The organism is Clostridium zeae, assembly GCF_017312485.1.
Lineage (GTDB): Bacteria > Bacillota > Clostridia > Clostridiales > Clostridiaceae > Clostridium_AR > Clostridium_AR zeae.
In genome coordinates this window covers 104,749-120,647 of sequence record NZ_BMBA01000006.1, presented here as the reverse complement: position 1 = coordinate 120,647, position 15,899 = coordinate 104,749, and the positions used below count along the sequence as shown (strand labels likewise).

General features: G+C 32.0%; 11 protein-coding genes. 10 read left to right on the top strand and 1 reads right to left on the bottom strand.

Features of this window, described 5'->3' with window-relative positions:
• Positions 1 to 13: 13 nt before the first annotated feature.
• From rapZ to pyk, 8 genes are all read left to right on the top strand, one after another.
• On the top strand, positions 14 to 898 hold the full coding sequence (rapZ, locus tag J3477_RS20790; RefSeq protein ID WP_183275630.1) for an RNase adapter RapZ: 885 nt from the start codon (positions 14 to 16) through the stop codon (positions 896 to 898).
• The gene (gene mgfK / locus J3477_RS20785) at positions 895 to 2,217 is read left to right on the top strand and encodes a gluconeogenesis morphogenetic factor MgfK (RefSeq protein WP_206872024.1); all 1,323 of its coding nucleotides are present in this window, start codon (positions 895 to 897) and stop codon (positions 2,215 to 2,217) included. Before rapZ ends, mgfK begins: the two co-directional genes overlap by 4 nt.
• Positions 2,218 to 2,233: 16 nt before the next feature.
• On the top strand, positions 2,234 to 3,184 hold the full coding sequence (gene whiA / locus J3477_RS20780; RefSeq protein ID WP_206872023.1) for a DNA-binding protein WhiA: 951 nt from the start codon (positions 2,234 to 2,236) through the stop codon (positions 3,182 to 3,184).
• A gap of 316 nt (positions 3,185 to 3,500) precedes the next feature.
• Positions 3,501 to 4,499, top strand: coding sequence for a DUF4349 domain-containing protein (locus J3477_RS20775; RefSeq protein ID WP_206872022.1), 999 nt, complete (start codon positions 3,501 to 3,503; stop codon positions 4,497 to 4,499).
• Between the two features lie 202 nt (positions 4,500 to 4,701).
• Entirely contained in the window at positions 4,702 to 5,655 is a 954-nt protein-coding gene (locus J3477_RS20770; RefSeq protein WP_206872021.1) for a galactose-1-phosphate uridylyltransferase, read from the top strand.
• 139 nt (positions 5,656 to 5,794) lie between these two features.
• Positions 5,795 to 9,379 (top strand): DNA polymerase III subunit alpha, encoded by a 3,585-nt coding sequence (locus J3477_RS20765; RefSeq protein WP_371876612.1) that lies wholly within the window; start codon positions 5,795 to 5,797, stop codon positions 9,377 to 9,379.
• 717 nt (positions 9,380 to 10,096) lie between these two features.
• Entirely contained in the window at positions 10,097 to 11,056 is a 960-nt protein-coding gene (pfkA, locus tag J3477_RS20760) for a 6-phosphofructokinase (protein WP_200267457.1), read from the top strand.
• A 429-nt stretch (positions 11,057 to 11,485) separates the two neighbouring features.
• Positions 11,486 to 12,904, top strand: coding sequence for a pyruvate kinase (gene pyk, locus J3477_RS20755; RefSeq protein ID WP_206872019.1), 1,419 nt, complete (start codon positions 11,486 to 11,488; stop codon positions 12,902 to 12,904).
• A 316-nt stretch (positions 12,905 to 13,220) separates the two neighbouring features.
• On the opposite strand, the gene J3477_RS20750 is transcribed toward pyk, so the two are convergent.
• A complete protein-coding gene (locus J3477_RS20750) occupies positions 13,221 to 13,562 on the bottom strand; it encodes a hypothetical protein (protein WP_206872018.1) in 342 nt (113 codons plus the stop codon).
• Between the two features lie 210 nt (positions 13,563 to 13,772).
• Here J3477_RS20750 and J3477_RS20745 point away from each other — a divergent pair, with 210 nt between their 5' ends.
• On the top strand, positions 13,773 to 14,135 hold the full coding sequence (locus J3477_RS20745; RefSeq protein ID WP_206872017.1) for a DUF1540 domain-containing protein: 363 nt from the start codon (positions 13,773 to 13,775) through the stop codon (positions 14,133 to 14,135).
• Between the two features lie 264 nt (positions 14,136 to 14,399).
• Complete coding sequence (gene rlmD / locus J3477_RS20740; protein WP_206872016.1) at positions 14,400 to 15,767, top strand: 23S rRNA (uracil(1939)-C(5))-methyltransferase RlmD; 1,368 nt, start codon at positions 14,400 to 14,402, stop codon at positions 15,765 to 15,767.
• Positions 15,768 to 15,899: the final 132 nt, after the last annotated feature.

Genomic DNA, 15,899 nt, shown 5'->3' with positions numbered 1-15,899 from the left:
AAGGAGGATATTTATGAGATTTGTAATAGTAACGGGTCTTTCTGGAGCAGGTAAGACAGAAGCAACAAGAAGTTTAGAAGATTTGGGATACTTTTGCGTAGATAATTTACCTCCAAAGCTTATATGTAAGTTTGCAGAGGCGTGTCAGCAAAGTGATGGGAAAATTGATAAGATAGCTCTTGTAATGGATATAAGAGGTGGAATATTCTTTGATGACTTATTTGAAACCCTTCATTCACTAAAGGAAAATGAACTTAAATATGAGATATTATTTTTAGAAGCTTCAGATGATATTCTTGTAAAAAGGTTTAAGGAGTCTAGAAGAAGTCATCCACTTGCTCCTGATGGAAGAGTTATAAATGGAATTGAAGAAGAAAGAAAGAAGCTTAGAGAAATAAAGGATAGAGCAGACAACATAATAGACACTTCTAAGTATGCAATAAGAGATTTAAGAGAGAAGCTAAATCTTTTATATGGTAGTGGTACTACAACTGAAAGGCCATTGTCAATTACCGTAGTATCTTTTGGATTTAAATATGGTATACCTATGGATTCAGATTTAGTATTTGATGTAAGATTTTTACCTAACCCGTTTTATATACCAGAGCTTAAACCTTTCTCAGGGAATGATGAGCCAGTGAAGAAGTATGTATTAGAGAAGGTTGAGACTAAAGAATTTATGTCAAAGATTGAGGATATGCTTAAGTTTCTAATTCCAAACTATGCAAAAGAAGGAAAAAGACAACTTATTGTATCTATTGGTTGTACTGGAGGAAGACATAGATCAGTAGCAATAGCTAATGCAATCTATGAAACTTTAAATAATGATGGGTTTAAGGCTACCATTGAACATAGAGATGTTAACGAAGATGTCAACAGAGGAGCTAAGAAGCTATGAGGCTAATAGATTGGCTAAAACCAGGAATTAAACTTAAAAGATGGATAGTGTATGCAATACTAGGTATTCTATTTATAGCCTTTGGTCTAAACGAACTGGTGCAGCATAAGGTTTATAATATCCCGTATAAGGTGTTTTTCGTTTTCTTAAATATAACAGGAATTTTTATAATATATGTATCTGTAACAGAGGGGATAAGAGCAATAATAGCCTTAATGAATAAAGGATATATAAAGGTTTCTTTTGATAACGAAAAGATAGAAAACCTTATTTATGAAAAGAGACTTTTAGTAAAGGGACCTAAGATTGTAGTTGTAGGTGGAGGTACTGGACTCTCTACTATGCTTAGAGGATTAAAGTATTATACATCTAATATTACTGCAATAGTTACCGTTGCAGATGATGGTGGAGGTTCTGGAGATTTACGTGAAGATTTAGGGATTCTTCCTCCTGGAGATATAAGAAACTGTATATTGGCACTTGCTGATACAGAACCTCTTATGGAGGATTTACTTCAATATAGATTTAAAGATGGTAGATTAAAAAACCAAAGCTTTGGTAATTTATTTTTAGCAGCCATGGATGGAATATCTGATAATTTTGAAGATGCAGTTCAAAAAATGAGTTCAGTACTAGCAGTAACCGGTAAGGTTTTGCCAGTTACCTTGGAAAATATGCAGCTTAAGGCAGAATTAGATAATGGACAGATTGTTGAAGGTGAATCGATGATCCCTGAGATCGCCTATGAGAATAAAACTAGAATAAAGAAGTTATCTATAATACCTGAAGATGCAAAGCCTCTAGATGACGCCTTAGATGCTATAAGAGAGGCTGATGCTATTGTATTAGGACCAGGAAGTCTGTATACTAGTGTCATTCCTAATATGTTAGTAAAAGAAATAACTTATGCTGTTAAGAGAAGCAAGGCGTTTAAGATTTATGTATCTAATATAATGACCCAACCAGGAGAAACGGATGGATTTAAGGTATCAGATCATATAAAAATTTTAAATGACTATTGTGGAAAAGATACAGTGGATTGTGTAATTGCTAATGTGGACAATATTTCAGACGAACTTAAGAAAAGATATTGGGAAGATGGATCAGAAATAGTTGAATTGGATTTAGCAGAATTACAAAAGATGGGGGTAGAAGTAGTAAAGGCTAACCTCGTAAATATTAATAAAGGCCTCATAAGGCATGATTCAGAAAAATTAGCTGAGATAATAATGCAGACAGTAATGGAGAAGAAGTTACTGTATGATAGAAAAAAGATATTAGAATATATGTACTTATCACAAAGATTAAAGGAAAAGTAGCAAGGAAGGGGTATTTATGTCATTTTCATCAAAGGTTAAAGGAGAAATATGCAGATATACTGATTTAAGCAAAGCTGAAGCCTTAGCTGAGTTATCTGCGATTATGAAAGTCAGCGGAACCTTGGCTTTTAGTGGCAGACAGATAAGCTTTAAGATAACCACAGAGAATCCAGCTTGTGCAAGACTTGTTTTTACAATTTTGAAGGATCACTTCACCATACATTCTAGACTTATGGTAAAGAGAAGTAATTCACTAAAAAAGAATAATATTTATATGGTTCTTATAACTGAGGAGATGGGAGTTAAAGAACTTTTAAAGGAAACTGGCATTCTAAGAGAAGTAGATGGCATGACTACCCTTGATTATAGAATAGATGAAGATCTTGTTTCTGATGAAGAAAAAAGAAAGGCTTATGTTAGAGGGGCATTTATTGGGGGAGGTAGTATTAGTAACCCTGAGAAAAATTACCACCTTGAACTTGTTACTCATTCTCTAGAATATGCAGAAGACTTGAGAGATGTAATTAATACATTTTCACTTAGCTCAAAGGTTATTCAAAGAAAAAATAGTTACATTGTTTACATCAAGGAAGGCGAACAAATAGTAGATCTGTTAAATGTTATAGGCGCTCATTCTTCTTTATTAGAGCTTGAAAATATAAGGATCATGAAAGAGATGAGAAATAACGTAAATAGACTGGTTAATTGTGAAACTGCAAACCTGAGTAAGACTGTGAATGCTGCAGTAAGACAAGTTGAGAGTATAAAACTTATACAAAGACAGATAGGTCTCGCAAGATTGCCTAAAAATCTTAGAGAGGTTGCAGAACTCAGATTATCATATCCGGATGAATCGCTGAAGGAATTAGGTGAGATGTTAGATCCACCTGTAGGTAAATCAGGAATAAACCATAGATTAAGAAAGATAGAAAAGATTGCTGATGAAATAAGATCTGGCCAAATTTAAAATAGAAAACAAATAAAAGAATTAATGGGATTTAGTATAAAAGTGATAAGCTTTTTATACTGAATCCCATTTTTATTATATAGTGAAACGGGATTAGTGGCTTTTATGCCTATTAGAAAATGAAATATTGAAAAAATATGAACTAGTTAATAAAATATTAATAAATTTTGGAATTATTGTGTCTTTATTAAAATAAAATCGTATATAGAAGTGAAATGACTTTATTGTGAGAATTTTCTGATTTAATCAACCTGATCCTGATGATTATAGTTTTAAGGGGTCTTTAGTCATAAATAAAATATAAAGGGGTAGTGTTATGAGAAAAAAGGTTCTTTTTAAAATTCTTGCGGCTTTAATTATAAGCTCATCAGTAATGCTGACGTCCTGTTCTGCTTCTAAGAAAGATATGAGTTCAGCTAAATCAAGTAGTAGTGCACCTCAAAGTAGCAGTGATGGAAAGTTAAGTGTAACCGCTGATGAAGCAGCAAAGGCAAAAGATAGTACTGTGGGGCAGGCAACCGGAACTGGCAATGAAGTAAGTTCAGATCAAAGTAAGAGTAATTCAGGTAGTAATGAAAAAAATGATGTTAAAGCTGCAGAGCAAAGAAAGATAATAAAAAGTGGAGAATTGACCATACAAAGTTTAAAGTTTGATGAAAGTATAAGTTCAATTACGAAGGCTGTTGAAAAATTGGGCGGATATATTGAGAATTCATCAATAGATGGTAAGAAAACAGAGGGGCAAGAACAATTTGTAGCTAGAAATGCAAAGCTTCAAGTGAAAATACCTAAGGATAAATTTGATGGCTTTATCAATGATGCAGGTAATTATGGCACAGTTATATTTAAATCTATAAAGGGTGAGGATATTACATCCTCATATTTCGATACAGAGGCAAGAGTCAATTCCTTAAAGATTCAAGAAGAAAGGTTATTGGAACTATTAAAGAAATCAGGATCACTTAAGGATGTTTTTGAGATAGAGCAGCAACTGGCTAATATAAGGTATCAAATAGAATCTTTAACTGGGAATCTTAAAAAGTGGGATAACTTAGTAGAGTTTTCATCTTTAACTATAAACATAAATGAGGTTGAGGAGATAAAAGTTGTAGATAAGGCTCCTAAAGGATTCGGAGAAAAATTAATTTATAATTTTAAACAATCAATTATATCCTTAGGGGCACTGCTTAAAGACTTTGTATTGGTTTTAGCAAGTGTATTGCCATATCTGGTTATATTAAGTGGAATAGCTTTTGTTGGTCTAAAAATATATAAAAGAGTAAATAAAATTAAAGAAGATAAGAACGTAAAATAAATATATAAATTAAATACTTAAATTCATGAAAGTTGAGAAAATTGCTATAATGTAATAATAGCAATTTTTTCTTTTTCTTGAGATTTGATAATACATATTCAGGCATCGTTAAAAATCTGTGTTGAAATTAAGCGGGTATACATCCGATGCTTTGATGAGCTTACGCAAAGAATTGTCCATAATTATAAGGAGTAGGATTTATATGAATGAAATAAGAATAGATAATCTAACTGGGAAGCAAGTGATAATAGCTACAAATAGAAGAGCTAGACCCATTGATAATAGGAATGAACAGGAAGAGCAGGTTAATTCTAAATTACAATATAACCATGGCGATTGTCCGTTTTGTAAAGGGAACGAAGCCGAAACACCATGTGAAATATTAAAAATAGGGGATGAGAACTGGAGTGTTAGAGTTGTTAAAAATAAATATCCTACTGTGACAGAAGATGGAGATACAATTAAGGGTTATCACTATGTGGTTATTGAAACTCCTGAGCATAATAAAAAGCTCTATCAATATCAGGCAAAAAAGTGGAGAAATATATTTGTAGCGTATAAGGATGCAGCTGAAAAGTGTTTTAGTGATAAGGATATGAAGTACTTACAGATTTTTAAGAATTATGGTAGGGAAGGTGGGGCTTCGTTAGAACATCCACATTCTCAAATTATTGCTTTAAATTTTACGCCTCAAAGTAAGTTGTTACAGGATAAATATTGTAAGGTCTGCGAAGAAGTTGAATCAGAGTTACTTGCAGTAGAAAGAATTATATTAGATAGAGGTAATTATATAGTTTATGCTCCTTATGGGTCTACACTTCAATATCAACTAAGAATAGCATGTAAGCATCATAGAGGTTCTTTTGAAGAAATATTATGTGATGATGGAATAGATGAGCTTTCAAAATTATTTGAAGAGGTATTTAACATAATATATAAAAGTCTAGGAGATATACCGCTTAATATATGTTATTACATTTATAAGGATAGTAATTGTTGCCAACATTTTTATGTTGATATATTGCCAAGAGGAAGTTTTTTTGCGGGGTTTGAGATGAGCACTGAAGTTTATATAAATGTTATTTCTCCTGAAGAAGCAGCAAATAAGTTTAGAAACTCTACTGCTTATGTACAGGTTAATAAAGTAGAGTTATAATAGTTACACGATACTTTTAATAAGAATAGTTTTTCATCAAAATAGATAAAATAGAAGGTTAAACTTTAATCAAATTTAAAAGTATATATTTAAGAATTAGATAAAAAAGTTATTTAGTATAAGCAAAAAGGAGGGTGCTATGTTGAGTGATAAGAAATTTACTCATCTTCATCTCCATACTGGATATAGCTTGCTAGATGGATCAGGAAAGATAGATAAGGTAGTAGCTAAGGCAAAAGACCTTGGAATGGAAAGTATAGCTATAACAGATCATGGAGTAATGTATGGATGTGTTGATTTTTATAAAGCAGCAAAGAATGTAGGGATAAAACCTATATTAGGCTGTGAAGTTTATGTAGTTCCTAAGTCAATGTATATAAAAAATATTGACTCAGATAATAAAACATATCATCTTGTACTTCTTGTAAAAAATGAAAAAGGTTATGAAAATTTGATGCAGATAGTATCAAAAGCATCTACTGATGGGTTTTACTACAAACCTAGAACAGATCACCAGTTTTTAAGTGAACATAGCGAAGGGTTAATTGCACTAAGTGCTTGCTTAGGTGGAGAAGTTCAATCAAATTTATTAAACGGAAATAGAGAAAGAGCAAAAGAAGCTGCATTATTTTACAAGGAAACCTTTAAAGATGGTTTTTATCTAGAGATACAGTATCATGGAACTGATGATGAACGAAAAGTTAATGATATGAATATAGAATTGGCTAAAGAGTTAGATTTACCGCTTGTAGCAACAAATGATGTTCATTATATAGAAAAAAAGGATTCCAGATCTCATGATGTCTTACTTTGCATACAGACTGGTAAAACTGTAGAAGAAGAGAATAGAATGAGATATCCCTCAGACCAATTCTATTTAAAATCATCTGAAGAGATGTGGGATATGTTTTCTTATGTGCCAGAAGCCTTGGAGAACACCCAAAAGATAGCTGAACAGTGTGATTTTGATTATGAATTTCATACATCAAAGCTGCCTAAGTTCCCATTACCTGAAGGAACGGATCCGTTTGAATACATGGTGGAAGTCTGCTTTAAAGGGCTGATTGAAAGGTACGAGGTATTCAACGACTTTTTAAATAAGGAATTTGATTTAGACAGAATACTAGAGTTTGGACAAATAAATGAAGATGCTAAGATTTATATAGATAGATTAAATTATGAGTTATCTGTCATAAATCAAATGGGATATGTAGACTACTTTTTGATAGTTTGGGATTTTATAAGATTCGCAAATGAGAATGGAATACCTACAGGACCAGGAAGAGGTTCTGGGGCTGGTTCATTAGTAGCATATACACTTGGAATAACAAAAATAGATTCAATTAAATACAGTTTACTATTTGAGAGATTCTTAAATCCAGAGAGAATAAGTATGCCAGATATAGATAGTGACTTCTGCTATGAAAGACGTCAGGAAGTCATCGATTATGTGGTAGAAAAGTATGGAATACAGAATGTTTCCCAGATTATAACCTTCGGTACTATGGCTGCCAGAGGTTGTATAAGAGATGTAGGAAGAGCTATGAACTATTCCTATAGTGAAGTTGATAAAATAGCTAAGATGATACCTACAATGCTTGGGATAACTATAGAGAAGGCATTGACTTTAAACCCTGAGTTAAAAAGTGAATATGATAATGATGCAAGAGTAAAAGAATTAATAGATATAAGCCGAGAACTAGAAGGTCTTCCAAGACACTCATCTACGCATGCTGCTGGAGTAGTAATCGCTTCGAGACCTTTGGTAGAATATGTGCCATTGCAAAGAAATGAAGATAACATAGTAACACAATTTGATATGGGTACCCTCGAAGAACTTGGGCTATTAAAGATGGACTTCTTAGGACTTAGAACTTTAACAGTAATGAAAGATGCTGTAGAGATGATTAAGCAAAACCGTGATATAGACATAGACCTCGACAAAGTGAATTTTGACGATAAAGATGTGTATAAGATGCTCGGTGAAGGAAAGACAGTTGGTGTATTCCAATTAGAATCAGCAGGTATGACTTCCTTTATGAAGGAACTTAAACCAGATTCTTTAGAGGATATAATAGCCGGAATATCACTTTATAGACCAGGTCCTATGGCTGAAATACCAAGATACATAGAGAATAAAAAAAATCCTGATAAGATAACATATCTTACTCCACATTTAGAACCGATACTAAAAGTTACTTATGGTTGCTTAGTATATCAAGAGCAGGTTATGGAGATAGTTAGAAAACTTGGTGGATATTCAATGGGACGTAGTGACCTTGTTAGAAGAGCTATGTCTAAGAAAAAACATAAGGTTATGGAAGAAGAACGTAAAAACTTCATCTACGGAATTGTTGATGAGAATGGAGAAATTGAAGTTCCAGGATGCCTTAGAAATGGTATATCTGAAGAAATCGGAAATAAAATATTTGATTCTATGATGGATTTTGCTTCTTATGCGTTTAATAAAAGCCACGCAGCTGCATATGCAGTGGTAGGATTTCAAACAGCATATCTTATGAAGTACTATCCTGTAGAGTATATAGCTGCTATGTTAAATTCAGTTATGGGTATAAATGAAAAGGTAGCTTACTATATTAATTTTGCTGAAAGTCTTGGAATACAAGTGTTGCCACCAGATATAAATGAAAGTTACTCTAAATTTACTGTTAAAGGAGATACCATTAGATTCGGACTTGCAGCTATAAAAAACGTAGGAATGAATGTAGTGGATAGTGTAGTAAAATCAAGACAGGAAAAAGGATATTTTAAATCACTTATTGATTTTGCAAACAAAGTAGATCTTACTACAATAAATAAAAGAGCAACAGAAAGTCTTATAAAAGCTGGAGCTTTCGACTGTTTTAAGTTATTCAGATCAAGACTTCTTGCAGTTTATGAAAAAGTATTAGATAGTATAGGCAATCAGAGAAAAAGAAACATAGATGGACAAATAAGTTTATTTGGAAATGAAGATAGTTCTGTTTTGGATACCCCAACAATAAAGTATCCTGAGATAAAAGAATTTGATAAAAAATATCTTTTAGCTATGGAAAAAGAAATGACAGGTCTTTATATTACAGGACATCCTTTAGATGAGTATGCTCAGAGTCTAAAACTTCAGACTTCGATGAGAATTGAAAAAATACTTCTTTCTCACAATCAGGTTTTAGAAGAGGATGCTTTGGGAGAAGCAATAGACAATAAGATTATAGTGAATGCATCAGTAAGCGACGGTGAAAGAGTTGTTCTTGGTGGTATAATTGCTGAAGTTTCAAGAAAAGTAACTAGAAATAATACAATTATGGCTTTTATTAAGCTTGAAGATCTTAGTGGAATTATTGAAGTAATTGTATTTCCTAAGACATTAGAGAAAGTGAATAGCCTTATAAATGAGGATTCACTTGTTGTTGTTAGAGGACGAGTGAGCTTAAAAGAAGATGAGCTGCCAAAACTTATATGTGAGGAAATACAGCCTCTTGAAAAGCTTAATTCTTCAAAAATATATATTAGAGTGCAGGATAATGAAAAAGCTAGAACTGTAAATAAACTTTTAAAACCCATAATAGAACCTTTTAAAGGGGATACACCAGTTTATATTTTTTCAGAAAAAGAAAGACAAAACTTTAGATTAGGTAAAGATCTTTGGGTATCACTAGATGGGGATATATTATCAACATTAAGAGGATATTTTGGGGATGAAAATATAAAAGTTGTGGATTAAATTCACGTGCTATTAAAGCACTTAGTTAAAATTAAGTGGTTATTCATCCGATGCTTTAATGAGGCTTCGCAAAGAATTAATATGATTTTTTCATATTCCATGGCTAAAACTGTAAACTCACTACGTTCGGACAGTACAGTTTATTAACGCCACTCCATCTGAAAAAATCATTTAATTCTAATAGCTCGCTCATAGAGCATCTCCTGTATAACCACTTAATTTTAACAATATTCTTTATACGACACTAAATATGAATTCAATATATATTTAATTGTTAAATAAATTTAACAGTCTAAGGAAACTGTAGGTATACGGTGTTCCTTAGACTTTTTTCTTATTAAAATTTAAAAAGAATTTAAAGTATTTCATTTATTTTTTAACTAGATATAAAAAAAACACAAAAAGGATATAATAATTTGTATCAATCCCTAATGTTTCGTCAATTATTTCTATATTTCAACACAAAATCATTGAAAATTGTGAAAATATTAGTTAGAATTTATTTGGATGAATTTATTTGGAGTACAGATAATAATATTTATCAGAATATTCAAATGCTAATAAGCCAAACTTTATAAAGATATTTTGACTAATTTTCTAATTTTGACATTGAAAAATCTTCGTACTTTATGTAAAATTAATCTAGTTAATAAATGTGGGTAATATTTAGCACAGGTGGGACTTAAAGTGTCCATAATGTGTGGAGGAGGAAATATTATGAAAAAAATCGCTGTTTTAACAAGTGGTGGAGATGCACCAGGAATGAATGCTGCTGTAAGAGCGGTAGTAAGAATGGCTTTACATAATGGATTAGAAGTTATGGGTATAAAAAGAGGTTACGCAGGTCTTATAAATGGAGAACTTTTCAAGATGGATAGAAGTAGCGTATCTGACATAATCCAAAGAGGTGGTACAATCCTAAGAACTGCAAGATGTGAAGAGTTCAAACAAGAAGAAGGAAGAAAAAAAGCTGCAAACATACTAAAGGCTTATGGTGTTGATGCACTTGTAGTTGTTGGTGGAGATGGATCTTTCACAGGAGCTAAACTTATATCAAAGCTTGGTGTTAAGACAATTGGTCTTCCAGGAACAATTGATAATGACTTAGCTTACACAGATTATACTATAGGATTTGATACAGCTTTAAATACAGTTATAGATGCAGTAAACAAATTAAGAGATACTTCAACATCACATGAAAGAGTTTCTGTTGTAGAAGTAATGGGAAGACACTGTGGAGATTTAGCTTTATATGCAGGTCTTGCTGGTGGAGCTGAAGCTATAGTAGTTCCAGAAAAAGGATTTGACCAAGACGAATTATGCAAAACAATACTTGAAGGTAAGGCTAAAGGAAAGATGCATAATCTTATACTTCTTGCAGAAGGCGTTGGCGGAGCTGATGAACTAGCTAAGCATATTGAAGAAGTTACAGGATTAGAAACTAGAGCTACAATACTTGGACATATACAAAGAGGTGGTAGTCCATCAGCATCAGATATAGTTCTTGCATCAAGAATGGGTGCTAGAGCAGTTGAATTACTGCTTGAAGGTAAAACTTGTAGAGTTGTTGGTATAAAGAACAACCAAGTAATGGATATGGATATAGATGAAGCTTTAGCTATGGAAAGAAAGTTTGATAATGAACTTTATGATATAGCCTCAGCACTTTCATATTAAAATATATTTTATTTTAAGGTAATTATATGATAGAATGTAGTTTGCGTCTGTTTAAAGCTTTATTTAGGGTTTAAAGCTTTATATATACGTAAATGAAAATATTGTTTATATAATAAAGATTTATTGCTGCCACAATTTCGTAACATTTGTTCGAAAAAGGCAGATGCGCAAGAAAAAATCATTAATGAAAAGCGCATTAGCTATTTTTTTAGAGTAATACTAAGAGTATATTATACATGCCAAGTTGAAAATCACTTTTAGGGTAAGTGAATTTTTAATTGAGTTATCTATAATAGTTAGAGAGATCTTACTAACATGTAGATAAATCAATGTCATGTTTTAATAGATAGATCAGTGCGCTAAAGAAGAATTTAGATGTCACTAAACAACATGTATTTGGGGTTAAAAAAAAAGAGGGAGTGTATTTTCATGAGAAAAACAAAAATTATTTGTACAATTGGACCAGCTAGTGAAAAAGAGGAAATTTTATCACAAATTATTGAAGCAGGAATGAATGTTTCAAGACACAACTTCTCCCATGGAGACCATGAAGAACATAGAGGAAGAATAAACGCAGTTAAAGAATTAGCTAAGAAGTATGATAAGCAAATCGCTGTTATGCTTGATACTAAAGGACCAGAAATAAGAACTGGAAAGTTTGAACCAAGTAAAGTTGAATTAACTGTTGGTTCACAATTCACAATCTATGCAGGTGGAGATGTAGTTGGAGACACAACTCAATGTTCAGTTACTTATGCTGGACTAGGAAATGATGTTAAGCCAGGAAACATGATTTTAATAGATGACGGTCTTGTTGGACTTGAAGTAACATCTGTAGAAGGAAACAAAATAATCTGTGTTGTTAAGAACACTGGTGTTGTTGGTACTCATAAGGGTGTTAACGTACCAGGAGTTGCTATAAAGCTTCCTGCTATGACAGAAAAGGATATAGCTGATCTTAAGTTTGGATGTGAAGTAGGAGTTAATCTTGTTGCTGCATCATTCATAAGAAAAGCTGCTGACGTTGAAGCTATAAGAAAAGTTCTTGTAGAAAATGGCGGAAGTGATATCCAAATATTCTCAAAAATTGAGAATCAAGAAGGCGTTGACAACATAGATGAAATTATAGCTGTTTCTGATGGAATAATGGTTGCTAGAGGAGATCTAGGAGTTGAAATTCCAATAGAAAAAGTACCTTCAGTACAAAAGCTTATAATTGAAAAATGTAACACAGTTGGAAAGCCAGTTATAACAGCTACACAAATGCTTGACTCAATGATGAGAAACCCAAGACCAACAAGAGCAGAAGTATCAGACGTAGCAAATGCTATACTTGATGGAACAGATGCAATAATGCTTTCAGGAGAATCAGCAAATGGAAGCTGGCCAGTTGAATCAGTTCAAACAATGGCTAGAATAGCTAAAGAAACTGAAAAGAAATTAAGCTATGAATTAGCAGTTTCAACTGCTAAGAAGCATGTACCAGCAATAGCTGGTGTTATAAGCAGAGCTGCTTGTAATGCTGCACATGAATTAAAGGCTGCTGCAATAATAACTTCAACTCAAACTGGTGCTACAGCTATGAGAATTTCTCAAAACAGACCAGATTGTCCTATATTTGCGGTTACTCCAAGTGAAAGAGTTGCTAAGAAGTTAGCTTTAAGCTTTGGTGTATATCCAATAGTTGCTGAAAAAGCAGTAACTACTGATGAGATAATAGAAGGTTCAGTTAAAACAGTTAAAGCTAAGGGATTATTAAATAATGGAGACACTGTAGTAATTTCAGCTGGAGTTCCTGTTGATCAAGTTGGAGCAACAAACCTATTAAAGATAAGTGTTGTTGAATAATTTTTAATATAAAAATGAGTGCAATTCGCACTCATTTTTTAGTTGTTTTAAGGTTTTAAATTTAATAAATATATTTGTTAAAATAAGAAAAATTTACAAAAAGATATTAATTTATTTACTTTGTTAATAAAAAATTTACAAATTTAAAAATAAATTTTTTCTTTTCACCTGTATATTTTTTCTTTTATATGTGAAAATAATAATAGGGATATAATGGCAACTGATCCTGTAAATCTTGCACCTAAGTAATATAGGTGCTCTTTTTTTATTCTTTAGGAATTTAAAATCCAATAGCAGGTCCCATCAGAAATATTTTTTATATCTTTCCGCACTTGTATAAGTCTTCTAATATAAACATCTTTTCATTATATTCTTCATCAGAAAGTATTTTCATATCTTTTAATTTTAATAAAGCTTCTTTTTCTTCGTTTAGTTTTCTTGTGCTTTCAGACTTTTTATATTGAGAAATTATTTCCTCTACTTGATTTTCAGAAAAGATTCCCTTTTCGTTTAAGTTTTTATAAGTTGTGAAAGCTCCATCTTGGGTTATTGCAACTTCTTTTTCTTTTTGTTCAAAATATTTAAATAAGATAAAAATTTTTATAGCTAACGCACTAATCATCATTATTGCTGCTATAACTAAAATAAAAATAACCATTAAATATACTTACCCCCCTTAATACCCTAAAGGATTTCGTATAGGTTAGTTATATATATTTTGCAAAAGCACTGAAATCCTTTACTTAGGTTTATTATACATCTTTTAGTAGTATATTAGAACCCTTAACCGTTATTTTCCAATAAAAAATGAATTTTTTACAAAATAAATGATAAAACTATCATTATATTAAACAAAGGAGAGATTGATATGGCGAAGCTTAGTTGTAATGCTGAAAATTGTGTAAATAATGTTTCAGGTGCTTTTTGTACTGCTGGTGTGATTCAAATAAAAGGGAATAATGCACATAGCTCACAAGGAACAATATGCTCCACCTTTGCAGAAAAGAACTTCAAGAATGCAGTGATGAGTATGACTAACACCAACTATACTGGAGAACTTATGCAAGTGTTTTCAGGCAATGAAATAGCGGTAAGTCCTGGTATAAAATGTGGAGCCGTAAGATGTGTTTATAATGAAAATCAAAATTGTAATGCACCAAATGTCCTTATTAATGGAGAGAATTCAGTAAGTCAAATAAGCACACAGTGTGAAACTTTTGTAGAAAGATAAAATTAGCCTTGAATATTTATATTGTAAGATAAATTATATATTTTAATCTTTAAATAAGGACTGAAGAAGGTGTTAAATTAAACATCATATCCTCAGTCCTTTAATATTAAAGCTAGTATCTATAAATTATATTGACATAATCCACTATATAAAGGACAATTTATAAGTATGCATGGTTTAGGATTTATAGAATAAAGGTTCATAAATTCTTTACTATGACAGAATAATGGAAATTATAAAGCAATTACACTGAGGTGAATTTTAATGATAGAAAAAAATAAAGAATATATTGTAGATATAGTAGCTCAAGGTTATGAGGGTGAAGGAATAGCCAAACTAGAGGGAAACTTTACTGTGTTTGTCGAGGGTGCTTTGAAAGGTGAAAAAGTAAAAGTAAAAGCCATAAAAGTAAAAAAGAATTACGCTTATGGTAAGATTATAGAAACCTTAGAAAGCTCAAAAGAGAGAGTAGAACCAGTTTGTCCTATATATAAGAGATGTGGGGGATGTAGACTTCAGCATACATCATATAAAGAGCAGCTTGCATTTAAAACTGAAAGAGTTAAGGATTGTATAACAAAGATAGGTAAGCTAGACGATAGTATTGTAATAGATACAATAGGAATGGAACATCCTTATAGATATAGAAATAAGGTTCAGCTTCCAATTGGATTAGAAAATGGAAAACTAAGCATAGGTTTTTTTGCACCTAGAAGTCATGAAATAATAGATATGGAAAGCTGTCATATACAAGATGAAGTTGCAGATAAGGTAGTAAGCTTAACTAGAAAGTGGATTGAAAATCATAATATTAGGCCATATTTCGTAGATGGCAACTATGATGAAGGCGGAGTATTAAGACATATTATGATAAGAAGAGGTTTTAAAACAAACGAGCTTATGGTAGTTATAGTTACTAATGGAAGTGTACTGCCTCATAAAGAAGAATTTATAAATATAATAAAAGATAATATACCAGGAATCAAAAGTGTAATACAAAACATAAACAGCAAGGCTACTAATGTAATACTTGGGCAAGAATCTATAACTTTATGGGGGGAAGATACCATAAGTGATTATATAGGGGAGTTTAAGTTTAATATATCACCATTATCATTCTTTCAAGTAAATCCAGTCCAGACTGAAGTTTTGTACGCTAAAGCTTTAGAGTTTGCCGACTTAAAAGGAGAAGAAACTGTTTTTGATGCCTACTGCGGAACAGGAACTATAACACTATTCCTTTCTCAAAAAGCTAAGAAGGTATATGGAGTAGAGATAATAAAAGAAGCTATAGATAATGCAAGGATAAATGCGGAAGAAAACTCAGTAAACAATGTAGAATTCTTTACAGGTGAATCAGAGAAGGTGATACCTGATCTTATCGCTAAAGGAATAAAAGCAGATGTTGTTGTAGTAGATCCTCCAAGAAAAGGCTGTGATAGAAAGCTACTTGAAGCAATAACGTCAATAGATGCAAAAAGGATAGTTTATGTATCCTGTGATCCGAGTACTTTGGCTAGAGATCTTGCAATAATTGAAGAATTGGGATATAGAACAGTTGAAGTTCAACCTGTAGATATGTTTCCTCAGACTAGCCATGTGGAGACAGTTGTTAGGATAGAGCGGAAATAGGTTGATATAAAAGGGTTAAAGAGAGTTAACCCTTTTTTTATGTATTTTTATGTTTACATGAACTAAGGTCTTTAGTGATTTGCGACCTAGGGAGTACATAATTACTCAAAAATAGCCAAATCACCAATTCTG

Bases quoted from the DNA above. Each gene is read 5' to 3' on its own strand.
- J3477_RS20750 (WP_206872018.1), bottom strand. From the start codon at position 13,562: ATGGTTATTTTTATTTTAGTTATAGCAGCAATAATGATGATTAGTGCG.
- pyk (WP_206872019.1), top strand. From the start codon at position 11,486: ATGAGAAAAACAAAAATTATTTGTACAATTGGACCAGCTAGTGAAAAA.
- J3477_RS20770 (WP_206872021.1), top strand. From the start codon at position 4,702: ATGAATGAAATAAGAATAGATAATCTAACTGGGAAGCAAGTGATAATA.
- rlmD (WP_206872016.1), top strand. From the start codon at position 14,400: ATGATAGAAAAAAATAAAGAATATATTGTAGATATAGTAGCTCAAGGT.
- J3477_RS20775 (WP_206872022.1), top strand. From the start codon at position 3,501: ATGAGAAAAAAGGTTCTTTTTAAAATTCTTGCGGCTTTAATTATAAGC.
- mgfK (WP_206872024.1), top strand. From the start codon at position 895: ATGAGGCTAATAGATTGGCTAAAACCAGGAATTAAACTTAAAAGATGG.
- pfkA (WP_200267457.1), top strand. From the start codon at position 10,097: ATGAAAAAAATCGCTGTTTTAACAAGTGGTGGAGATGCACCAGGAATG.
- rapZ (WP_183275630.1), top strand. From the start codon at position 14: ATGAGATTTGTAATAGTAACGGGTCTTTCTGGAGCAGGTAAGACAGAA.
- J3477_RS20765 (WP_371876612.1), top strand. From the start codon at position 5,795: ATGTTGAGTGATAAGAAATTTACTCATCTTCATCTCCATACTGGATAT.
- whiA (WP_206872023.1), top strand. From the start codon at position 2,234: ATGTCATTTTCATCAAAGGTTAAAGGAGAAATATGCAGATATACTGAT.
- J3477_RS20745 (WP_206872017.1), top strand. From the start codon at position 13,773: ATGGCGAAGCTTAGTTGTAATGCTGAAAATTGTGTAAATAATGTTTCA.